General features: G+C 70.7%; 20 protein-coding genes. 8 read left to right on the top strand and 12 right to left on the bottom strand.

The genetic code is table 11. The features are described 5' to 3' along the window. The first annotated feature begins 52 nt into the window (after nt 1-52). Both AB0A63_RS34990 and AB0A63_RS34995 read left to right on the top strand, forming a co-directional pair. The gene (locus AB0A63_RS34990; protein ID WP_360399015.1) at nt 53-1,510 is read left to right on the top strand and encodes an aldehyde dehydrogenase family protein; all 1,458 of its coding nucleotides are present in this window, start codon (nt 53-55) and stop codon (nt 1,508-1,510) included. Next, nucleotides 1,507-2,976: a GMC oxidoreductase gene (locus AB0A63_RS34995; protein ID WP_360399018.1), complete on the top strand. Its 1,470-nt coding sequence runs from the start codon at nt 1,507-1,509 to the stop codon at nt 2,974-2,976. Before AB0A63_RS34990 ends, AB0A63_RS34995 begins: the two co-directional genes overlap by 4 nt. 253 nt (nt 2,977-3,229) lie before the next feature. Here AB0A63_RS34995 and AB0A63_RS35000 read toward each other — a convergent pair whose 3' ends face one another. The 8 genes from AB0A63_RS35000 to AB0A63_RS35035 form a co-directional block, all read right to left on the bottom strand. After that, entirely contained in the window at nt 3,230-4,777 is a 1,548-nt protein-coding gene (locus AB0A63_RS35000; RefSeq protein WP_360399021.1) for a GAF domain-containing protein, read from the bottom strand. Beyond that, nucleotides 4,774-6,081 (bottom strand): MFS transporter, encoded by a 1,308-nt coding sequence (locus AB0A63_RS35005; protein ID WP_360399024.1) that lies wholly within the window; start codon nt 6,079-6,081, stop codon nt 4,774-4,776. The genes AB0A63_RS35000 and AB0A63_RS35005 overlap by 4 nt, the downstream gene beginning before the upstream one ends. Nucleotides 6,082-6,091: 10 nt before the next feature. Beyond that, nucleotides 6,092-6,823, bottom strand: a complete 732-nt coding sequence (locus AB0A63_RS35010; RefSeq protein ID WP_360399027.1) for an SDR family NAD(P)-dependent oxidoreductase — start codon at nt 6,821-6,823, stop codon at nt 6,092-6,094. 289 nt (nt 6,824-7,112) lie between these two features. Beyond that, the gene (locus AB0A63_RS35015; RefSeq protein ID WP_360399030.1) at nt 7,113-8,030 is read right to left on the bottom strand and encodes an LCP family protein; all 918 of its coding nucleotides are present in this window, start codon (nt 8,028-8,030) and stop codon (nt 7,113-7,115) included. A 174-nt stretch (nt 8,031-8,204) separates the two neighbouring features. Beyond that, nucleotides 8,205-8,591, bottom strand: coding sequence for a DUF3037 domain-containing protein (locus tag AB0A63_RS35020; RefSeq protein ID WP_360399033.1), 387 nt, complete (start codon nt 8,589-8,591; stop codon nt 8,205-8,207). Further along, nucleotides 8,575-9,342: a HipA family kinase gene (locus AB0A63_RS35025; RefSeq protein ID WP_360399036.1), complete on the bottom strand. Its 768-nt coding sequence runs from the start codon at nt 9,340-9,342 to the stop codon at nt 8,575-8,577. The genes AB0A63_RS35020 and AB0A63_RS35025 overlap by 17 nt, the downstream gene beginning before the upstream one ends. 99 nt (nt 9,343-9,441) lie before the next feature. After that, nucleotides 9,442-10,497, bottom strand: coding sequence for a lactonase family protein (locus tag AB0A63_RS35030; protein WP_360399039.1), 1,056 nt, complete (start codon nt 10,495-10,497; stop codon nt 9,442-9,444). 150 nt (nt 10,498-10,647) lie between these two features. After that, nucleotides 10,648-11,478, bottom strand: coding sequence for a PPK2 family polyphosphate kinase (locus AB0A63_RS35035; protein ID WP_360399042.1), 831 nt, complete (start codon nt 11,476-11,478; stop codon nt 10,648-10,650). 140 nt (nt 11,479-11,618) lie between these two features. On the opposite strand from AB0A63_RS35035, the gene rocD reads away from it, so the two are divergent. The 4 genes from rocD to AB0A63_RS35055 all read left to right on the top strand — a co-directional run bounded on the left by rocD (nt 11,619) and on the right by AB0A63_RS35055 (nt 15,406). Beyond that, nucleotides 11,619-12,860, top strand: coding sequence for an ornithine--oxo-acid transaminase (gene rocD, locus AB0A63_RS35040; RefSeq protein ID WP_360399045.1), 1,242 nt, complete (start codon nt 11,619-11,621; stop codon nt 12,858-12,860). A 16-nt stretch (nt 12,861-12,876) separates the two neighbouring features. Further along, on the top strand, nt 12,877-13,431 hold the full coding sequence (locus tag AB0A63_RS35045; protein ID WP_360399048.1) for a DinB family protein: 555 nt from the start codon (nt 12,877-12,879) through the stop codon (nt 13,429-13,431). Between the two features lie 97 nt (nt 13,432-13,528). Continuing rightward, nucleotides 13,529-14,908: a DUF2252 domain-containing protein gene (locus AB0A63_RS35050; RefSeq protein ID WP_360399051.1), complete on the top strand. Its 1,380-nt coding sequence runs from the start codon at nt 13,529-13,531 to the stop codon at nt 14,906-14,908. Between the two features lie 69 nt (nt 14,909-14,977). Beyond that, nucleotides 14,978-15,406 carry a GNAT family N-acetyltransferase gene (locus AB0A63_RS35055; RefSeq protein WP_360399054.1) on the top strand — a complete coding sequence of 143 codons (429 nt, stop codon included), beginning with the start codon at nt 14,978-14,980 and terminating at the stop codon, nt 15,404-15,406. A gap of 118 nt (nt 15,407-15,524) precedes the next feature. On the opposite strand, the gene AB0A63_RS35060 is transcribed toward AB0A63_RS35055, so the two are convergent. The 3 genes from AB0A63_RS35060 to zapE all read right to left on the bottom strand — a co-directional run bounded on the left by AB0A63_RS35060 (nt 15,525) and on the right by zapE (nt 18,535). Then, on the bottom strand, nt 15,525-17,120 hold the full coding sequence (locus AB0A63_RS35060; protein WP_360399057.1) for an ATP-binding cassette domain-containing protein: 1,596 nt from the start codon (nt 17,118-17,120) through the stop codon (nt 15,525-15,527). A gap of 78 nt (nt 17,121-17,198) precedes the next feature. After that, nucleotides 17,199-17,450, bottom strand: coding sequence for a DUF3040 domain-containing protein (locus AB0A63_RS35065; RefSeq protein WP_360399060.1), 252 nt, complete (start codon nt 17,448-17,450; stop codon nt 17,199-17,201). Nucleotides 17,451-17,548: 98 nt separating this feature from the next. After that, a complete protein-coding gene (gene zapE / locus AB0A63_RS35070) occupies nt 17,549-18,535 on the bottom strand; it encodes a cell division protein ZapE (protein WP_360399063.1) in 987 nt (328 codons plus the stop codon). A gap of 67 nt (nt 18,536-18,602) precedes the next feature. Between zapE and AB0A63_RS35075 the strand changes: the two genes are divergently transcribed. Then, nucleotides 18,603-19,286: a pyrimidine reductase family protein gene (locus AB0A63_RS35075; protein WP_360399066.1), complete on the top strand. Its 684-nt coding sequence runs from the start codon at nt 18,603-18,605 to the stop codon at nt 19,284-19,286. A gap of 18 nt (nt 19,287-19,304) precedes the next feature. Further along, a complete protein-coding gene (locus AB0A63_RS35080) occupies nt 19,305-20,369 on the top strand; it encodes an ATP-dependent DNA ligase (protein ID WP_360399069.1) in 1,065 nt (354 codons plus the stop codon). On the opposite strand, the gene AB0A63_RS35085 is transcribed toward AB0A63_RS35080, so the two are convergent. Next, complete coding sequence (locus AB0A63_RS35085) at nt 20,366-21,235, bottom strand: DMT family transporter (RefSeq protein WP_360399072.1); 870 nt, start codon at nt 21,233-21,235, stop codon at nt 20,366-20,368. The two genes, AB0A63_RS35080 and AB0A63_RS35085, sit on opposite strands and share 4 nt — an antisense overlap. Nucleotides 21,236-21,341 lie beyond the last annotated feature (106 nt).

Below are 21,341 nucleotides of genomic sequence, written 5' to 3' on the forward strand. Positions count from 1 at the left end.
GCGACCGGCAACACCCCCATGTCCTGCGTGGACAGACGAGAGGGAGGCCTCCGTGTCGCCGGTGCGGCAGATCATCAACCCCTTCGACCAGAGTGTTCTCACCGAGGTCGAGGACCACACTCGCGAGCAGGCGACCCAGGCGATCGCGAAGGCCAGAACCGCTTTCGACCACGGAGACTGGCAGCACTCGGCGCCCGAGCACCGCGCCGCCGTGCTGAACCGGGTCGCGGACCTGCTGGAGCGCGACAAGGAGGACATCGCCCGCACCGAGACCCTCGACACCGGCAAGACGCTGGTGGAGAGCCGGATCGACGTGGACGACGTCGTCTCGGTCTTCCGCTACTACGGCGGGCTGGCCGGCCTGCTGCACCCCAAGATCGTCCAGGGCACACCGGAAGACGTCATCAGCCGCATCGACCACGAACCGGTCGGCGTGTGCGGCATGATCGCGCCCTGGAACTACCCGCTGCTGCAGATCTCCTGGAAGATCGCACCGGCGCTGCTGGCGGGCAACACGCTGGTCGCCAAACCGAGCGAGATCACCCCGCTCACCACGATCAAGCTGTTCGAGCTGCTGACCGAGGCCGGGCTGCCCGACGGTGTCGCGAACCTCGTGCTCGGCACCGGCCCCGAGGTCGGTGCCCCGCTGAGCGAGCACCCGGACGTGGACCTGATCTCGTTCACCGGCAGCCTCGCCACCGGTCAGCGGATCATGGCCGCCGCGGCGCGGACGGTGAAGAAGGTCGCGCTGGAACTGGGCGGCAAGAACCCGAACATCGTCTTCGCGGACGCCGACCTCGACGTCGCCGTCGACTACGCGCTCACCGCCGCGTTCTTCCACGCGGGCCAGGTCTGCTCGTCCGGCACGCGGCTCATCGTGCACACCGACGTCTACGACGACTTCGTGGACGAGGTCGCCCGCCGGGCCGAGCTCGTCAAGCTGGGCAACGGCTTCGACCCCGACACCGAGTCCGGTCCCCTCGTCTCCGCCGAGCACCGCGCCAAGGTCGAGCGTTACGTCGAGATCGCGGAGCAGGAGGGCGCCACCCTGAAGGCCGGCGGCAGGCGACCGGACGAACCCGAACTGCGGAACGGTTTCTTCTTCCGCCCCACCGTCTACGCGGACTGCCGCGCGGACATGCGGCTCGTCCAGGACGAGACGTTCGGCCCGATCATCACCGCCGAGCGCTTCCAGACCGAGCAGGAGGCGATCGCGCTGGGCAACAACACCGACTACGGCCTCGCCGGCGGTGTGTGGAGCCAGGACCTCGACAAGGCGCAGCGGGTCGCCAAGAAGCTGCGCCACGGCACCATGTGGATCAACGAGTTCGGCCCCTACCTGCCGCAGGCCGAGTGGGGTGGCTTCAAGCGCTCCGGTGTCGGCCGCGAGCTCGGCACCGCCGGTCTGCACGAGTACACCGAGCCCAAGCACGTCTACCAGAACCTCAAGCCACAGGCACAGAACTGGTTCGCACGCCGCACTCGTTCCGCGCGGGAGGACACCGAGTGACCGCGTACGACTACGTGATCGTCGGCGGCGGCACGGCGGGCTGCGTGCTCGCGGCACGGCTGACCGAGGACGAGAACGTCACCGTCGCGGTCGTCGAGGGCGGTCCCTCCGACGTGGGCGACGAGAAGATCCTCAACCTGCGCAACTGGATCAACCTGCTGGAGACCGAGTACGACTACGACTACCCGACGGTCGAGCAGCCCAACGGCAACTCGCACATCCGGCACAGCCGCGCGAAGGTCCTGGGCGGGTGTTCCAGCCACAACACGCTGATCTGCTTCCAGCCGCTGCCGCAGGACCTCGACGACTGGGGCCACGGCTGGACGTGGGACGCGGTCGGCCCGTACTTCGACAGGGTCCAGCTCAACATCACCCCGGTGGCGGAGAAGGACCGGAACCCGATCGCGCGGGACTTCGTGGCCGCGGCGCGGCGGGCCACCGGCGTTCCCGAGGTCGAGGACTTCAACGCCGGGCCGTTCCAGGACGGCGTGGGTTTCTTCTCCATCGCCTACCACCCGGAGAAGGACAACCAGCGTTCGAGCGCGTCCACGGCGTACGTGCACCCGGTCCTGGAGCGCAGGAACCTGACGCTGCTGCTCCACACGTGGGCGAGCAAGATCGAGTTCGACGGCGACCGCGCGATCGGCGTGCACACCGACAAGGGCTACGTCGAGGCGAACAAGGAGGTCCTGCTGTGCGCGGGCGCCATCGACACGCCCCGCCTGCTGATGCTCTCCGGCGTCGGTGACGCCGAGCACCTGAGCAGCATCGGCATCGAGCCGAAGCACGACCTGCCCGGTGTCGGCGAGAACCTGCTCGACCACCCCGAGTCGGTGATCGTGTGGGAGACCACGGGACCGTTGCCGGAGAACTCGGTGATGGACTCCGACGCGGGCCTGTTCATCCGCCGCGACGCCGCCGACCCGCGGCCGGACCTGATGTTCCACTTCTACCAGATCCCGTTCACCGTCCACACGGAACGCCTCGGCCACCCGGCGGTGGAGCACGGCGTGTGCATGACGCCGAACGTCCCGCGCCCGCACAGCAGGGGCCGGATGTGGTTGCGGTCCAGCGACCCGGCGGAGAAGCCCGCGCTCGACTTCGGCTACTTCACCCACCCCGACGGCTACGACGAGCAGACCCTGGTCGACGGCTTCAGGATCGCGCGGAAGATCGCCGAGCAGGAGCCGTTGAGGTCGTGGCTCAAGCGGGAGATCGCCCCCGGCCCGGACGTCACGAGCGACGAGGAGCTGTCCGAGTACGGCCGCAGGGCCGCGCACACCGTCTACCACCCGGCAGGCACTTGCGCGATCGGGTCCGTTGTGGACGGTGACCTGAAGGTCATCGGCCTCGAAGGCCTCCGCGTCGTCGACGCGTCCGTGTTCCCCACCATGCCGACGGTGAACCCCATGGTCACCGTCCTCATGATCGGAGAGCGGGCCGCCGACCTGATCAGGCAGGCGTAGCGGCGGTGACCGCCGAGGACCGGCTGGGTCCACCTGATCGCCCTGCTGGTCACCATCGCGTCGGTCAGCTACGGCGCGGAAGGCTCCGGCGGCTACCTGCCGGCGTTCTTCGCGGCGGGCATCATCGACCTCTACCAGTGCTACGGCTTCGATCCTCAGCGGTGCGCTCGTGGCCGGCCTCAGCCTGCTCTGCATGCTGATCGCCAAGCCGTTCGGCGACTCCGACGCGGCGGCCGGTGGTGCGGTGCCGGTGTCAGCCGAGGAGGCGCAGCAGCCGCAGGGCGAGCTGCACCTCCAGCACGCGGTCCGGCGACTGCCAGTCGCCGAGCAGCGACGTGACCCGGTCGAGCCGTTGCGTGACCGTGTTGACGTGGAGGTGCAGCTCGGCCTTGGCGCGGCTCAGGCTCGCGCCGCAGCGGAAGTAGACCTCCAGCGTGTGCACCAGCTCCGTGCCGCGTTCGGTGTCGTAGTCGAGCACCGGGCCCAGCACGGACCGCACGTAGCCGGACACGTCCGCGCGTTCCCCGAGCAGCACGCCGACGAACCCGAGGTCGGCCATCGTCGCGGCGTCCTTCTCCCTGCCCAGCAGCCGCAGCGCCCGCAGGCAGCGGCGGGCCTCCTCGTAGGCGGCCGCGATGGCCACCGGCCCCGCGACCGGCCCGGACGCGCCGACCGTGGCTCCCAGCGCCCGCGCGACCTCCTGGGCGACCGCCGTCGACCCGGACGGCAGCGCCAGCACCACGTCCCGGTCCCGCGAGCCCGCCAGTCCTCTGTGGACCGATGCGTAGTGCGTGGCGGCGCCCAGGTTCCCGTCCGCCACGAGCACGACGTGCGGGTCGGTCAGCTCGACGCCGACCCGGCGTGCCCGCGCCAGCAGCGCCGCCGGGTCGCGCCCGTCGAGGAGGTCGGTGATCAGCTCGCCGCGGACCTTGTTCTCCGCCTCCGCCACGGTCCTGCGCAGCAGCAACAGCAACGCCGTCACGACCGCCGACCGTTCGAACAGCCGCCGGTCGGCGTCCGACAGCTCTGGCCGCCCGGACAGGGTGACCCCGCCGAGCAGCTCCGAACCCGCGAGCACCGCGCACACCCACACGCCGTCGATCCGCACCGCACGGCCGTTGGCGCGCACAGCGGACGTCGGCGCGGTCTCCAGGACCTCCACCGCACCGCCCAGCAGCTCCCCCACCGCGGCGGCCACGTCGGCGGCGGAACCACCGCGCAGCACCAGGTCCGTGAGCCGGTCGTGCGCCTCCTCCGCGCGTTTCATCGCGGCGTTGTTGGCCTGGATCGTCTCGAACAGCGACGCCGTGTCGATCGCGATGGCCGCGTGGTCGGCCAGCGACTGCAGCAGCGAGACCTCCTCCGGCGGGAACTCCCGCGCGGTCCGGTCGGCCGCGTAGAGCACGCCGATGACCTTCGAGCCGAGCTTCAGCGGCACGCCCAGGATCGCCACCAGGCCCTCGTCGCGCACCGCCGAGTCGATCGGGCCGGTGTGGTTGAACCGGGCGTCGCCGAAGTAGTCGGGCGTGACGTAGGGCTGGGCGGTCTGCGCCACGAGCCCGCCCAGGCCCTCGCCGAGGCCGAGCCGGACCTGCTGGAAGAGCGGCGAGACCGACCCGTCCGTCACCCGCATGTAGGTGCCGGCCGGGTCGTTCATCGACAGGTACGACAGGTCGGTGCCGAGCAGCGTGCGCGCCCTCCGCACGATCGAGCGGAGGACCGCGTCCGGCTCGCGCATGCCCGCGAGCTCGGACGCGGTGTCGAACAACGCCGCCAGTTCGGCTTCACGCCGTCGTGTCACACCCCAACCCTGTCACGTTCCTCCAGGTCCGCACCACGGGTCTCCTTCGCGAAGACGATCGCGACCACGGTGATCACGCAGGTGAGGACCACGTAGACGGCGATGGGGAACGACGACCCGTACGCCTGCAGCAGCGCGGTCGCGATCAACGGGGCCAGCGCGCCGGCCGCGATCGAGGCGAGCTGGTAGCCGACCGACGCACCCGAGTAGCGCACCCGCGTCCCGAACAGCTCCGAGAAGAACGCCGCCTGCGGCCCGTACATCGCGCCGTGCAGCACGAGTCCGACGGTCGTGGCGAGCGTGATCAGCACCGGGTCCCTGGTGTCGAGCAGCGCGAAGAACGCGAAGATCCACCCGGCCATGCCGACCGTGCCGACGAGGTAGACCGGCTTCCGCCCGAACCGGTCGGAGAGGTGACCCCACACCGGGATCGTCACCAGGTGCACGGCCGAGGCGACCAGCACCGCGTTGAGGCCGACCGACTTCGACAGCCCGAGGCCGGTGACGACGTAGACGAGGATGAACGCCGTGATCACGTAGTACGACACGTTCTCGGCGAACCGCGCGCCCATCGCGATCAGCACCTCGCGCCAGTTGTGCTTGAGCAGCTCCAGCGCGGGCGCCTTCTCCTCGGCCGGCCCCTTCGCCTTCGTCTCCTGTGCCGCCTTCTCCTGGGCGGCCAGGAAGATCGGCGACTCCGACACGGTGAGCCGAATCCACAGACCGATCACCACGAGCACACCGGAGAGCAGGAACGGGATGCGCCAGCCCCACGCGAGGAAGTCCGCGTCCGACTGCACCGCCGCGAGGACCGCGAGCACCGCCGTCGCGAGCAGGTTGCCGCACGGCACACCGGCCTGCGGCCACGACGCCCAGAACCCGCGCCGCTGCGGATCACCGTGCTCGGACACGATGAGCACGGCCCCGCCCCACTCGCCGCCGAGCGCGAAGCCCTGCACCAGCCGCAGGAACGTCAGCAGCAACGGCGCCAGGACGCCCACCGACGCGTACGTGGGCAGCACGCCCATCAGCATCGTCGCGCCACCCATCAGCAGCAACGACAGCACCAGCAGCTTCTTGCGCCCCAGCCGGTCGCCGTAGTGGCCGAACACCAGCCCGCCCAGCGGCCGTGCGAGGAAGCCGATCGCGTACGTGGTGAAGGCGAGCAGCGTGCCGGTCAGCGGATCGGCGGTCGGGAAGAAGAGCTTGTTGAACACCAGGGCGGCGGCCGACCCGTAGAGGAAGAAGTCGTACCACTCCACCGTTGTCCCGATGAGTGAGGCCCCAACCACTTTCTTGATCATCGACAACTCCTCATTGAGCAGTCCAGCCGCCGTCGACGGCCAACGACGTACCGGTCACAAAACTGTTGTCGCACAACCACAGCACGGCTGCCGCCACCTCGTCGGGCTCGATCAGCCGCTTGACTGCGCTGCGCTTGAGGAAGACCTGCTCCGCGACGTCGGCTGCGGGGATGCCGTGCACCCGCGCCTGGTCGGCGATCTGCTTCTCCACCAACGGGGTCCGCACGTAGCCGGGTGCCACGCAGTTGGAGGTCACGCCGTGCGGCGCGCCCTCGATCGCGGCGACCTTGGAGAAGCCCTCCAGGCCGTGCTTCGCCGCCACGTAGGCGGACTTGAACGCCGACGCCCGCAGCCCGTGCACGCTGGAGACGTGGACCAGCCGTCCCCAGCCGCGGTCGTACATGTGCGGCAGGACGTGCCGGGTGAGCCGGAACGCGGCACCGAGCATGAGTTCCAGCATCGCCGAGAAGCGGTCGGCGGGGAACTCGTGGATGGGGGCGACGTGCTGCACGCCGGCGTTGTTGACGAGGACGTCGACCTCGGCGGGCAAAGCGCCGACGTCACCGGTCAGGTCGAGGACGTGCCCGACACCGCCGATCTCCTCGGCGAGCGGCAGCACGCCGGGGTCGACGTCGACCAGGTGGACTTTCGCGCCGTCAGACGACAGGGCGCGGGCGCAGGCCAGGCCGATGCCGCTGGCGGCTCCGGTGACCAGTGCGGTGTGGCCCGTGACACTCGACATGGCCGGAAACGGTAGGCGTGACCGGTCGTGACCGACATGTGGCGGCTCCACATATTGCCTGGTCGCAAGGTAGATTTAGCCACCATTTAGCGAGATTCGGGCATATGTCGCGAGAACGCCGGGTACAGGGGCGTAAGCTCCCGTCACCTGAACGGGGGAAGATCAGAACGAGGGGGCTACCACCATGTCTTTGACACCCATATACGACGACCTCCTGCGCGAGCTCGAAGAGATCGCACAGGAGGCCGGTCTGACCGGTTCGGAGCCCATCCCCGAACCCGCCGAGTGACTACTTCGGGACAGCGATCAGGTCAGCGGGAACCGGCTGGTCCTTGCTGATCAGGTCGAACAGCTGGGACGCCTGCTCCTTGTTCCACTGCACGACCGAACCCGCACCGGGCACCGTCGGGGTGCCCGCGATCGGCACCGTCCCGCTCTGCGCCTCGCCCATGTTGAGGGCGACGCTCGCGAGGTGCCACACGTGGTCGTCCTCGTTGACCGACACCGCACCGGACGCCGCGTTGAGCAGCGGAACGACGCGGAACGGGTTCGCGAGGGTGGCAGGGCTCTGCACCTTCTCGAACAGCGCCGACAGGAACTTGCGCTGGTTCTGCACGCGCTGCAGGTCCGCGGTCGCGAACGCACGGGTCCGCACGAACCCGAGCGCCTGCGGCCCGTCGAGCTCCTGGCAGCCGGCGGGCAGGTCGATGCCGGCCAGCGGGTCCTTGATCGGCTCGTCGATGCAGATGTCGACGCCGCCGACCGCGTCGACCATGTCGGAGAACCCGCCGAAGCCGATCTCCATGTAGTGGTCGATCCGCACGCCCGTCGCACCCTCGACGGTCCGCACGAGCAGCTGCGGCCCACCGAACGCGAACGCCGCGTTGATCTTGTTGCGCCCGTTCTCCGGGATGGGGACGTAGGAGTCGCGCGGCAACGACAGCAGCGTCGGCTTGGCCGCGCTGTTGTCCGGCAGGTGCAGCATCATGATGGTGTCGGTGCGCCGGCCCGCCGCGTCACCGGTCGCGAGGGCGTCCTTCTGCTCCTGCGACAGGCCTTCCCGCGCGTCGGAACCGACGAGCAGCCACGTGGTGCCCGGCGTCTCGGCCGGCCGCCCCTCGTAGTCCGGCAGCGCGTCGATGCGCTTGAGGGTCGAGTCGACGTAGAAGAAGAACCCGACTGCGGCCAGCAGCAAGACCAGCAGCACGACGAGGATGGTGCGTCCGGGACGCTTCCTCTTCCTCGGTCGCCCCTGCGGCATGGGACGCCGCTGCTGCTGATAGCCCTGGTGGTACCCAGCGCTCATGTGTCGCCAACCCCGATCGCATCAGTTTCGCTTTGCACCTAGGGACGCGGTGCGCCCGTTCAGGTTGCGACGAACCTACCGGGGCGGCAGCACGAGCGCTTCGAAGAGGCGGGTGACCTCAGCCGACGGGTCGTCGGTCCAGCCCGTGTGCGCGGGCGAGGTCTGCACGACGGTGCTGCGCGGCGCCGTGAGCCAACGGAACCGCTGCCCGATCGTCGTCCGGCTCACCGGTCCCGCGTCCGGCGTGCCGTCGCACGAGCTCGCGAGGTGGGCCAGGCTGCTGCCGAGCGTCTCGAGGTCGAGCGCCGGGTCGAGCGCCCGGAGCCGGTCACCGTCCACATGGGTCTTCGCGCACAGGAAGTCCAGCGCGGCGCAGTAGACGATCACGCCGACGTTCACGAACTCGCCCCGCTCCTGCCGCGGCACCGCCCGCAGCAGCGCGTACTCAAACACGTGCGGCACGCGCGGCCTCCAGCGAGTCGACCCAGCCGCGGTGGGCGAGGCGGAAGGTGAAGAAGTCCTTGTAGCGCCGGCGGAGTTCCTGCGGGTCACCCTCCAGCCACTCGTCGGGCACGAGCGCGAGCACCTCGTCGAGCAGCTCCGGCGTGATCTTCGCGGCGAACTCCGCGTCCACTTCGGACAGAGCACCGGCGTTGGGCAGCATGGCGTGGTCGGAGGCGTCGTAGCGGAACTCCTTGGTGGCAGGCCTGTCCTCGCTCCAGGAGTAGTGGAAGTACAGGCTCGCGCCGTGGTCGATGAGCCACGGTTCCCGGTGCCACAGCAGCATGTTCGGGTTGCGCCAGCTGCGGTCGACGTTGAGGGTGAGCGCGTCGAACCACAGCAGCCGGGTCGCGAGCTCCACACCGGGGTCGCGCACCACCGGGTTGAAGTCGAACGAGCCGGGCAGGTAGTCGAAGCCGAGGTTGAGCCCGCCGCTGGCGCGCAGCAGCTCCTGGACCTCCTGGTCCGGTTCCGCGCGGGCCAGCTCGGGGTCGAGGTGCACGAGCACGATCTCCGGCACCCGGAACCCCAGCCGCCGCGCCAGCTCGCCGACGACCACCTCGGCGACGAGCACCTTCACGCCCTGCCCCGCGCCGCGGAACTTCACCACGTACATGCCCAGGTCATCGGCCTCGACCAGCCCCGGCATGGAACCGCCCTCGCGGAACGGCGTCACGTACCGGGTGGCCGTGACCTCCCTCAGAGAACTCACCCGCGCATGATCACACGAACACCCGCGCGGAGCCGAGCGGGATTCCGCTCCGGCTCGGCCGGCCGCGGTGGCGGGGGACGCCACCGCGGCGAGCGGGCGTCACCCCAGTCGCGCGGGCAGCACGCAGACCGGGATCGGGGTCTGCAGCGCGGTTCCGGACGGGGTCAGCTTGCCGGTCGCGCCGTCCACGGCGAACGACGTGACCGTGTTCGAGTTCTGGTTGGCGGCGAACAGGAACCGCCCGCTCGGGTCGGTGATGATGTGCCGCGGGTACCTGCCGCCGACCGGCGTGGTGCCGACCAGGGACAGCTCGGCGCCGCTCACCGCGAACTGCGCGACGCTGTCGTGGCCGCGGTTGGACAGGTAGACGAACCTGCCGTCGCCGGAGACCAGGACCTCGGCCGGGTAGTTGCGCGCCCCGCCCGCCGGGGCGGTCTGCAGGACCTGGCCGGGCGTGAGCCGCCCGTCGGCGTAGCCGCACGACACGATGGTCGAGTCGAGCTCGTTGGCCACGTAGGCGACCTTGCCGTTCGGGTGGAACGCCAGGTGCCGCGGTCCGGCGCCGGGCTTGAGCTTCGCCGTCGCGACCCTGGTGAGCTTCCCGGCCGCCAGCGAGTAGGTGAACACGGCGTCCGCGCCCAGGTCGACGGCCAGCGCGTACCGGCCGGCCGGGTCGAACAGGACCTGGTGGGCGTGCGGGCCCTGCTGGCGGTCCGGGTCGGGGCCGGAGCCGGTGTGCCGCACCAGCTGCGACCGCGCGCCGATGCCGCCGTCGGAGCGCAGCGGGAACACGCTGAGCGTGCCCGACGAGTAGTCGGCGGTGATCAGGTACCGGCCCGACGGGTCCAGCGTCAGGTGGCACGGGTCGGCGCCACCGGTCGCGACCTTGTTGACCACCTTCAGCGAGGTGGCGTCGATCGCGGTGACCTCGCCGTTGCTCGTCTCGTTGACCGCGTAGAGGAAGCGGCCGTCGCGCGACTCGATGACGAACGAGGGGTTCACCACGCCCTTGATGACACCGGTCTGCCGCAGCTGCCCCGAGGCGGTGTCGTAGGTGCCGATGCCGATGCCCTGGGCGCCACCGCTCCACGTCGTGTACGCCCCGAAGAAGACTCTCCGCGTGGTGGCAGCCGCCTCGGCGGTTCCTCCGGTCATCAGCAGTCCCGCTCCCACGCCCATGGCTCCGAGAAATCGTCGCCGGTCCACACCCACGTCCGCACCTCCGGTTCGATCTCAACGGCGGCGGCGCAGCCCACAGTGGCCCAGATCGATACAGTCCGGCAATAGGTGCAACAAAGATTGCGCCTACCGCAACGGGTCGGCGGAGATCAGCCGGGCCTTCTCGGCCGCGAGGTCGTAGGCGGGCTGCGGGAACTTCGGGTCCATCTCGCGCAGCGTCTCCAGCAGCAGCCGGCTCACCGCCCAGTTCCGGTACCACTTGCGGTCGGCGGGCACCGCGTACCAGGGCGTCGCCGAGCAGGCCCGCAACGCGGCCGTGTACGCCTCCTGGTACTTCGACCACTTGGACCGCACGTCGATGTCGGCCGGGTTGTACTTCCAGTTCTTGCGCGGGTCGTCCAGCCGTGCGAGCAGCCGCTCCTTCTGCACCTCCGGCGAGATGTGCAGGAAGCACTTGATGAGCGTGGTTCCGCTCTCGGCGAGCTCGGCCTCGAAGTCGTTGATCTCGCTGTACCGCTTGCGCAGCTCCGCCGCCGTCAGCAGCTTCTCCACCTTCGGCACCAGCACGTCCTCGTAGTGCGAGCGGTCGAACGCGCCGATGCGGCCCTTCTCCGGCAGCGCCTTGCGGACCCGTGTCAGGAAGTGCTGGCGGCGTTCGGCCGGGGTCGGCTTCTTGAACGAAGCGATCCGCACGCCCTGCGGGTTCACCAGGCCGACGACGTGGCTGACGACCCCGCCCTTGCCCGAGGTGTCCATGCCCTGCAGCACCAGCAGGACCGCACGGGAGTCCTCCGCGTAGAGCGCCTCCTGCAGGCGGTCCAGCTCGGTCCCGGTGGCGGCGAGGTCCTCGGCCGCCTCCTTCTTGTTCGCCGGCCCGATCGGCCGACCGGCCGGGTCGAGGGTGGAGAGGTCCACCTCGTCGAGTCGCAGGGCCGCACGAACCGACTTCTTCGCCATCAGTCGACCGTAGCGATTCACCGCCCAGTCCGCTCGTCATGCAAAGATCACCCACCGATTGGTGGATCTACGCAACATTTGACGGCTATCCGCAACGCTTCGCGGCTGAAATCGCCTGTCCGGCACCCTAGCCTTGGAGGATGACCGCCATCGCCGACCACCACACCAGGGGAACCATGAACCTGGCCAGCGCTGATTACGTCGCACTCGACGAGGAGTGGAGCACGCACAACTACCACCCGCTGCCGGTGGTCATCTCGCACGGCGAGGGGGCGTGGGTCACCGACGTCGAGGGGCGCCGTTACCTCGACTTCCTGTCCGGCTACTCGTCGCTGAACTTCGGCCACCGCCACCCCGACCTGGTGGCCGCCGCCGTCGAGCAGCTCGGCCGCGTGACGCTCACCAGCCGCGCGTTCCACCACGACCAGTTCGGCCTGTTCTGCCGCGAGCTCGCCCAGCTCACCGGCACCGAGCTGGTCCTCGCGATGAACTCCGGCGCGGAGGCCGTCGAGTCCGCGATCAAGGTGGCGCGCAAGTGGGCCTACCGGGTCAAGGGCGTGCCCGAGGGCACTGCCGAGATCATCGTGGCCGGCTCGAACTTCCACGGCCGCACCACGACGATCGTGTCGTTCTCCACCGACGACACCGCGCGCAACGACTTCGGTCCGTTCACGCCGGGCTTCAAGGTCGTCAAGTACGGCAACCTCGACGAGGTCGAGTCCGCGATCTCCGAGCGCACCGCCGCCGTGCTGATCGAGCCGATCCAGGGCGAGGCCGGCGTCGTCGTGCCGCCCGCCGGGTACCTCGCGGGCATCCGCCGCCTGTGCGACGAGCACGACGTGCTGATGATCGCCGACGAGATCCAGTCCGGTCTCGGCCGCACCGGTGAGCTGTTCGCGCTCGACCACGAGGGTGTGCGCGCCGACCTCTACACGCTGGGCAAGGCGCTGGGCGGCGGCATCCTGCCGGTGTCCGCGGTGGTCGGGTCGAAGGCGGTGCTGGGTGTGCTCAAGCCCGGCGAGCACGGCTCCACGTTCGGCGGCAACCCGCTCGCCTGCGCCGTCGGCCGCGCGGTGGTGCGGCTGCTGGCCACCGGCGAGTTCCAGGAGCGGTCCCGCGAGCTGGGCGGGTACCTGCACGCCGAGCTCGGCAAGCTGGTCGGCCACGGCGTCGCCGAGGTGCGCGGGCGCGGCCTGTGGGCCGGTGTCGAGATCGCGCCCGGCGGCCCGGTCGGCCGTGCGGCGTCCGAGGCGCTCTCCGCGCGGGGCGTGCTGTGCAAGGAGACCCACGCGTCCACGTTGCGCGTCGCGCCGCCGCTGGTGATCACGCGGGACGAGATCGACCTCGGTGTGCGGGCGATCGCGGCGGTGGTCGCGCCGTAGCTGGCACCCTGGCGGGGTGATCGACGACTTCGCGAAGCAGTACCTGCACGAGGACCTCCGGGAGATCCGTGAGGTGATGGTGCGCAAGCTCGACGGGCTGTCCGAGTACGACGCCCGCCGGCCGCTGACCACGACGGGCACGAACCTGCTCGGCCTGGTCAAGCACCTGACCCTCACGGAGTCCCGCTACTTCGGCGAGGTCTTCGGCCGTCGGTGTCCGTGGCCGGTGGCCCGCTGGGACGACCCGGCGGTGCGCGGCACCGACCTGTGGGCGACCGAGCACGAGACGCGCGCGGAGATCGTCGAGGGCTATCGGCGCGCCTGGGAGCACTCGGACGCGACGATCGCCGCGCTGCCGGTCGACGCGCCCGGCCACGTCCCGTGGTGGCCGCGCCCGGACGTGCTGTTGTTCAACGTCCTCGTCCACGTGCTCACCGAGACCAACCGGCACGCCGGGCACGCCGACGTCCTGCGCGAGCAGCTCGACGGCATGGTCGAGGTCACGGGCAGGGACGCGGCGTTCTGGGAGCGGCGGAGGGCGGAGATCGACCGCGCCGCGCGCAACGCGTGACGGTTCGTGCCCGTCTGGGCGAATCGACTCAGGGCCGTAGGTCACAAATGCTGCGGACCAGGCACACCGTCCACCCGGCCGATGCATCATGGCTCGCATGGGTGAACGGGTGCGGGCTCGGGCTGCCGCCGCGCTGGGCCGGTGGGTCGAGCCGGAGGAGGTCTACACGCGAGGCCGCGCGTTGCGGTCCACTGTGGACTTCAAGGCGCACAGGGCCGTCTCGCTGGCCGCGCGGCGCCCCTCGGTAGAGGAGTTCCTGCACGCGAGCAACCAGGGCCGGCTGGAGCACCTGGTCCCGTTGCGGATCGGGCGGATGCTGGCCAACCCGTTCGCGTTCTTCCGCGGCGCGGCCGGCCTGCAGGCGGGCGACCTGGCCGCCGGGGTCTCGACCGGTGTGCACGCCCAGCTGTGCGGTGACGCGCACGCGGCGAACTTCGGCCTCTACGGCACGCCCGAGGGCCAGATCGTCATGGACGTCAACGACTTCGACGAGACGCTGCCGGGCCCGTGGGAGTGGGACCTCAAGCGGCTCGTCACGTCGCTGGTGCTCGCCGGGCGCACCGGCGGCGTGTCCGACAAGGGGTGCCGTGACGCCGCCGAGGACGCCGTCAGCGCCTACCGCTCGGTGATCGCGCACCTGGCGGAGGTCCCGTTCATGGACTCGTGGACCGCACTGGGCGACGAGTCGACGCTGTCGAAGGTCAAGGCCGACGACCTGATCAACGACTTCTCCAAGGCAGCGCAGAAGTCGCGCAAGAACACCAGTGCCCGGTTCGCCGCGAGGTGGACCGCGCACGACGGCGAGCGGTGGCGGTTCGTCACGAACCCGCCGACCTTCACCTCCGTCACGCAGCGCACCGCCGACGCGGTGGTCGCCGCACTGCCGTCCTACGTGGACACCCTGCGCGAGTCCCGGACCAACCTGATCATGCGCTATGGCGTGTCGGATGTGGCGTTCCGGGTCGTCGGCACCGGCAGCGTCGGCCTGCGCAACTACCTGGTCCTGTTGCACGGCAACGGGGACGAGGCGCTCGTGCTGCAGTGCAAGGAGGCCAGGCCGTCGGCGCTGCAGCCGTTCCTGGACGTCGAGCCGGCCAAGCACGAGGGCAAGCGGATCGTGCACGGCGCGCGGCTGGTGCAGGCCGAGACCGACATCCTGCTGGGCTGGACGACGATCGAGGGCCGGCCGTTCATCGTGCGGCAGTTCCGCAACCGCAAGGGCGAGATCGACGCGACCACGCTCAAGCGCGACGACCTCGACGACTACGGCCGGTTCGCGGGCGCGCTGCTTGCCCGCGCGCACACCCGCTCGGTCGACCCGCGGCTGCTCGCGGGCTACTTCCGCAACGGCGGCGGCGAGGACCTCGACGAGGCGTTCGCGAAGTACGCGTTCGACTACGCCGACCGGACCGAGGCCGACCACGCCGAGCTCGCGGCGCTGGTCAAGAACGGGAAGCTGCCCGCGCACGTCGAGTGACCGCGCGGGCCGACACGCCAGCGGATCCGCCGCACCGAGGCGGGTGGGAAGAATGTTTAGCCTGGTCACATGAAGATCCGCCGCGCCGCCTCCCCCGACGACGTGTCCGCCGCAGCGCACCTGTTCGACACGCCGCCGCTGCCGGACGCGACGGCGCGGTTCCTCGCCCAGGACCACCACCACCTGCTGATCGCCTACGTCGGCGAGCGGCCGGCCGGGTTCGTGTCCGGTGTGGAGACCACGCACCCGGACAAGGGCACCGAGATGTTCCTCTACGAGCTGGGCGTGGACGAGGCGTTCCTGCGCCGCGGCATCGGCACGGCGCTGGTCGAGGCGCTGCGCACGCTGGCGGCGGAACGGGGCTGCTACGCGATGTGGACCGGCACCGCCACCGGCGACACGGCGGCGCAGGCCACCTACCGCAAGGCCGGCGGGCTGGTCGGCGACGGCGCGCTCGTCGCCTGGAACCTGCCGTTCACCGTTCCACCGGAGGCCTGACCCCGCCCGCGGCCCTGGTTCGGCAGATGGCGAACAAGTTGGTGGTGGTCAGCGGCGATTTGATCATGTGTTGGTGGTACTTGCAGATGCCTGGCCAGGGAGGACGAGAGGCGGGGGCTCAGGTCCAGACCGGCTCGTCCACTTCGGACACGCGGCCGTCCGCGCGGAAGTGCAGGAACCGGTCGAACGACCGCGCGAACCACCGGTCGTGCGTCACCGCGACGACGGTGCCCTCGAAGTCGGCGAGCGCGTCCTGCAACGCCTCCGCGGAGGCGAGGTCGAGGTTGTCGGTCGGCTCGTCGAGCAGCAGCAGCGTCGCACCGGACAGCTCCAGCAGCAGGATCTGGAACCGGGCCTGCTGGCCGCCGGACAGGTGCTCGAACCGCTGGTCGCCCGCCTGGTGCAGGCCGTAGCGCTGCAGCACCGACATCGCGGCACCCCGGTCGCGGCCGGCGCGCTGACCGTCGCCGTGCCAGAGGATGTCCACGAGCGTGCGGCCGAGCCACTCCGGGTGCTCGTGCGTCTGCGCGAACAGACCCGGCACAACGCGCGCGCCGAGCTTCCACGCGCCTGTGGTGCGCACGTCGTCACCGCCGAGCAGGCGCAGGAAGTGGCTCTTGCCCGAGCCGTTGGAACCCAGCACCGCCACCCGGTCACCGAAGAAGATCTCCTGTGAGAACGGCTTCATCAGCCCGGTCAGCTCCAGCTGCTCGCACGTGATCGCGCGGACACCGGTGCGGCCGCCACGGAGCCGCGGGGCGACCTTCTCGTCCTGCGGGACCTCCGGTGGCGGTCCCGCGTCCTCGAACCGTTGCAACCGTGCGGCCATCACGCGGTACTTCGGTGCCATCGACTCGTAGTACTTCGCCTGCTGCTGCAGTGAGCGCACGAGCTCCTTGAGGCGTTCGTGCTCCTCGTTCCAGCGGCGGTGGTCCTCCAGCAGCTTCTCGATGCGCCGCGCGCGGGCGTCGTGCCAGGTCGCGAACGAACCGGGGTGCGTCCACGCCGAGTGCGCCTCGACGGTCACGACGTGCGTGGCGGCGTTCGCGAGCAGCTCGCGGTCGTGGCTCACGACCAGCACGGCCTTGTCGGTGGCGCGCAGGCGGTCCTCCAGCCAGCGCTTGCCGGGCACGTCGAGGTAGTTGTCCGGCTCGTCGAGCAGGAGCACCTGTTCGTGGCCGCGCAGCAACGCCTCCAGCACCAGCCGCTTCTGCTCGCCACCCGACAGCGTGCGCACCTCGCGGAACCGGGCGCGGTCGAACGGCAGGCCGAGCGCCGCCACCGTCACGGTGTCCCAGAGCACCTCGACGTCGTACCCGCCGGCCTCGCCGTAGTCGGTGAGCGCGGTCGCGTACCGCATCTGCGCGGCCTCGTCGTCGGTGTCCATCAACGCGAGCTCGGCGTCATCGAGCTCCTTCGCGGCCGCGCGCAACGGCTGCGGCGCCACGGCCAGCAGCAGGTCCCTGACCAGGGTGTCGTCGCGCACCGAGCCGATGAACTGCGGCATCACCGCGAGCCCGCCCTGCACGTGCACGCTGCCCTGCTTCGGCGTCAGCTCGCCGGACAGGATGCGCTGCAGCGTCGTCTTGCCGACCCCGTTCGCCCCCACCAGCGCGACGACGGTCCCGCCGCTCACCTTGAACGAGACGTCGCGGAACAGCTCCCGGCCGTCGGGGAGTGCGTACGCCAGCCCGTTCGCTTCCAGATAACCCACGCCGAGATGGTCACGGCAGCAGGGGTCCGGGCGCCACCGAGTTTCGGACAGCCTCTGCGCTGAGCAATATATTGGATATCAGCGGATGCGTATCGGATGCCGGTGCCACACGAGCACGCCGGCGGTCACCAGCAGGCACTGGAACGCCGGCCCGAACGCGGAGATCGTCAGGCACAGCACGGTCAACCCGCCGAACACGACCAGCAGGAGCCAGAACAGCCACGGCCGCGCGGACCGCGAGCTGGCCATGGCGCGGGCCAGACCGGGTTCTTCGGTGCGGAGCCGCTGCTCGATCTCGTCGAGGGAGCGGCGTTCGGCTTCGCTCAGCATCGGGGCCTCCGGGGAGACGTCGGGACGTCATCATTCCCACTCGTCCACCAGGGGATACTCGAAGAACACCGGACTCAAACTCGCCGAATGGGCGAGTTTCACCGGCTCAGGGCCACGAGCCTGGACACCGCCCGCAGGTACTTCTTGCGGTAGCCGCCGCGCAGCATCTCCTCGGTGAAGAGGTCCGACAGCGGCTGCCCGGACACCGCCACCGGGATGTCGCGGTCGTAGAGCCGGTCCCCCAGCGCGACCAGCCGCAACGCGACGGACTGGTCGGGCGCCGCGGTGACCCCGCGCAGGTGCACGGTGCTGACGCCGTCGACGAGCCGCCCGTACTTCGACGGGTGGATGCGGGCGAGGGCCTTGAGCAGGTCGCCGAAGTCGTCGAGGGTCGAGCCGGGCATCTGCTCGGCACGCGCCTGGAGCTCGTCGTCGGCCATCGGCGGCGGTGCGTCGGGCAGGCCGCGGTGGCGGTAGTCGGGGCCGTCGACGCGCACGACGTCGAACTTCGCCGACATCGACTGGATCTCGCGCAGGAAGTCGGCGGCGGCGAACCGGCCCTCACCGAGCTTGTCCGGCAGCGTGTTGGAGGTGGCGGCGATGTGCACGCCCTGCGCCATCAACTCCTTGATGAGCCGGGTGACGAGCATGGTGTCGCCGGGGTCGTCGAGCTCGAACTCGTCGATGGCGAGCAGCCGGTGCCCGCTCAGCCGCTTGACCGCCTCGGGGAACGTCAGCACGCCGACGAGGTTCGTGAGCTCGACGAACGTGCCGTACGCCTTGGGGCCGGGCACGGCGTGCCACAGCGAGGCGAGCAGGTGGGTCTTGCCGACGCCGAAGCCGCCGTCGAGGTACAGGCCGAGCTTGCCCTCGTCCTCGGACCTGCCGAACAGCGACCACTTCCTGCGGCGCGCGTTCACCCGCGCGGCGAACTCCTGACCGGCCTTGACGGCGGCGGCCTGGCTGGGCTCGTCCGGGTTGGGGATGTAGCTGTCGAAGCTGACGGTGTCGAACCTGGGCGGGGGCACCAGGCCCTCGACCAGTTCGTCGGCCCCGATCTGGGGATCCCGGTCGGACAGGCGCATGCCCCGCAGCCTATCGGCGTGATGGGATGGCCCAGTGCAGATGTTGTGGCCCTCACCGGGCGTTGAGATGACCGACACAGCGCTGGAGGACCTCTACGGCTACCCGGCGGACCGCACGTGGGTGACCGCGAACTTCGTGTCCAGCGTGGACGGTGCGGTGACGGTCGACGGGCGCTCGGCGGGGCTCGGCTCGCCCGCGGACAAGCGGATCTACCTGCTCGGGCGCGACCTCGCGGACGTCGTGCTGGTGGGCGCGGGAACGGTGCTGGCCGAGGGCTACCGGGGTGCGCGGCCCGACGTGGCGCGGCGGGGGCGGCTGGGCCTCGCGCCGGCGTTGCCGATCGCGGTCGTCACGGCGCGCGGCTCGCTCACCCCCGGCTTGCCGCTGTTCACCGACACGGCGGTCCCGCCGATCGTGGTCACGACGGCGCGGGCGGAGCTGCCCGAGCTGCCCGCCGACGTGGTCGTCGCCGGCGAGGAGGAGGTCGACCTCGCGGTGGCGGTGCGGGAGCTGGCGGCGCGCGGGCTGCGCAGGATCAACCTCGAGGGCGGGCCGAAGCTGTTCGGCGCGATGCTCGCCGCCGGGCTGGTCGACGAGCTGAACCTGACGGTGGCGCCGGTGCTCGCGGCCGGTGACGCCGGGCGGATCGCGCACGGGCCGGGCGGGGTGCCCGCGGACCTGGAGCTGCGGTCGGTGCTGCGGGCGGACGACGTGCTGTTGCTGCGGTACCGGCGGCGGGACTCCCGCTGACGGTGCAGGATGTGCCGCGTGGACCTGCCACTGACCCCTCCCCTGCAGCCGATGCTGGCCACCGCGGTGAACGGCGTCCCCGACTCGGGCGACCTGCTGTTCGAACCGAAGTGGGACGGCTTCCGCTGCGTGGTGTTCCGCTGCGGTGACGAGGTCGTCCTGCAGTCGCGCAGCGGCAAGCCGCTGAACCGCTACTTCCCCGAGGTCGTGGCGTCGATGCTGGCGGTGCTGCCCGAACGCGTGGTCGTCGACGGCGAGCTCGTCGTGGCCCGCGACGACGAGCTGGACTTCGACGCGTTGTCCGAGCGCATCCACCCGGCGGCCTCGCGGGTGGCGCTGCTGTCCGAGACGTCACCGGCGACGTTCGTGGCGTTCGACCTGCTCGCACTGGGCTCACGGGAGCTGCTGGAGTCGGCGACGGTGGACCGGCGGGCGGCGCTGCTGGAGCTGCCGGGCCTGAACGTGACGCCGGCGACGACGTCGGTGGAGACCGCTCGGCAGTGGTTCACGCTGTTCGAGGGCGCCGGTTTGGACGGTGTGATGGGCAAGCTCGCCAGCGGCCCGTACACGCCCGGCAAGCGTTCGATGATCAAGGTGAAGCACGCGCGCACGGCCGACGTCGTGCTGGCGGGTCTGCGTTGGCACAAGGACACCGAGCCGGGCACGGCCGTCGGGTCGATGCTGCTCGGCGTCTACGACGACAACGACGTGCTGCACCACATCGGTGTCTGCGGCTCGTTCAAGGCGGCCGAACGCCGTGAGCTGGCGGCCGAGCTGACGCCGTTGATCACGACCGCCGACGACCACCCGTGGGCGGCCCCGCGGCCGGGGCAGCGGATTCCGGGGGAGATCAACCGGTGGCGCGGGCAGCAGGCCGGGTACGTGGCGCTGCGGCCGGAGCGGGTCGTGGAGATCCACTACACGCAGACCGAGGGCGACGCGCCGGTGCGGTTGCGGCACAACGGCCAGTTCGCGCGCTGGCGGCCGGACCGCGAGCCGCTGTCGTGCCGGTACGACCAGCTGGAGATCCCGGCGCGCTACGACGTCGCCTCGGTGCTGAAAGGTGAGCTGCGGGCCCGTTAGGCCTCGGGACGTGCCGACCGCGTGGCCCCCACGGATGCGATGACCACGCAGCACACGGCCACCCACTGCGCCGGTTCGAGGTGCTCGCCGAGCAGGACCAGCCCGGCCACGGCGGCGACCGCGGGTTCCAGCGACATCAGGATGCCGAACACCCGCGGCGGGATGCGGCGCAGCGCCTCCAGCTCCAGCGAGTACGGCACGACCGACGACAGCAACGCCACCGCCAAGCCCGCGACCAGCACGAACGGGTCCAGCAACGCCGTGCCCGCCGACGCTGCGCCGAACGGCAACGCGATCACCGCGCCGACGACCATCGCCAGCGCCAGCCCCTTGCCGTCGGAGGTCTGGCTGCCGAGCTTGGCCGCGATCAGGATGTAGCCCGCCCAGCACACCGCCGCCGCCAGCGCGAACAGCACGCCGACCAGGTCGAGGCCGCCCTGCGCGCGGGTGAGCAGCAGCACGCCGCCCCCGGCCAGCACGACCCACACCCCGTCGAGCCAGCGGCGCGACCCGGCGACCGCCACCGCGAGCGGGCCGAGGAACTCGATGGTCACCGTCGCGCCGAGCGGGATGCGGTCGAGCGCCTGGTAGAAGGTCAGGTTCATCGCGGCCAGGACACCGCCGTAGCTCGCGACGACCAGCAGCGTGCGGCGGTCCACCCGCAGCGACGGGCGCCAGATGAGCAGCAGCACCGCGGCGGCGAGCACGAGCCGCACCGCCACCGTCCCGGTCGCGCCGACGGACGTGAAGAGCTGCTTCGCGAAGGCCGCTCCGACCTGGACGCTCACGATGCCGAGCAGCACGAGCGCCGGCGGCGGGACCGCCCCCATCAGGCGTGCGACGGGCAGACCGTCCGCATGAGACATCGCTCCATCGTGCAGGAGGTCCTTTCGGCACCCGATGCGGTTTCCCACAGGCCGGGAACGGCCTGACTCACCTTGTTCACACCTGGCGCGTGCGAGGCTCCACCCG

Origin of the sequence: Lentzea sp. NPDC042327 (assembly GCF_040647275.1) — a bacterium.
Taxonomy (GTDB): Bacteria; Actinomycetota; Actinomycetes; order Mycobacteriales; family Pseudonocardiaceae; genus Lentzea.

Bases quoted from the DNA above. Each gene is read 5' to 3' on its own strand.
- AB0A63_RS35005 (WP_360399024.1), bottom strand. From the start codon at position 6,081: ATGATCAAGAAAGTGGTTGGGGCCTCACTCATCGGGACAACGGTGGAG.
- AB0A63_RS35010 (WP_360399027.1), bottom strand. From the start codon at position 6,823: ATGTCGAGTGTCACGGGCCACACCGCACTGGTCACCGGAGCCGCCAGC.
- AB0A63_RS35030 (WP_360399039.1), bottom strand. From the start codon at position 10,497: ATGACCGGAGGAACCGCCGAGGCGGCTGCCACCACGCGGAGAGTCTTC.
- AB0A63_RS35035 (WP_360399042.1), bottom strand. From the start codon at position 11,478: ATGGCGAAGAAGTCGGTTCGTGCGGCCCTGCGACTCGACGAGGTGGAC.
- rocD (WP_360399045.1), top strand. From the start codon at position 11,619: ATGACCGCCATCGCCGACCACCACACCAGGGGAACCATGAACCTGGCC.
- AB0A63_RS35050 (WP_360399051.1), top strand. From the start codon at position 13,529: ATGGGTGAACGGGTGCGGGCTCGGGCTGCCGCCGCGCTGGGCCGGTGG.
- AB0A63_RS35055 (WP_360399054.1), top strand. From the start codon at position 14,978: ATGAAGATCCGCCGCGCCGCCTCCCCCGACGACGTGTCCGCCGCAGCG.
- AB0A63_RS35065 (WP_360399060.1), bottom strand. From the start codon at position 17,450: ATGCTGAGCGAAGCCGAACGCCGCTCCCTCGACGAGATCGAGCAGCGG.
- zapE (WP_360399063.1), bottom strand. From the start codon at position 18,535: ATGCGCCTGTCCGACCGGGATCCCCAGATCGGGGCCGACGAACTGGTC.
- AB0A63_RS35075 (WP_360399066.1), top strand. From the start codon at position 18,603: ATGACCGACACAGCGCTGGAGGACCTCTACGGCTACCCGGCGGACCGC.
- AB0A63_RS35085 (WP_360399072.1), bottom strand. From the start codon at position 21,235: ATGTCTCATGCGGACGGTCTGCCCGTCGCACGCCTGATGGGGGCGGTC.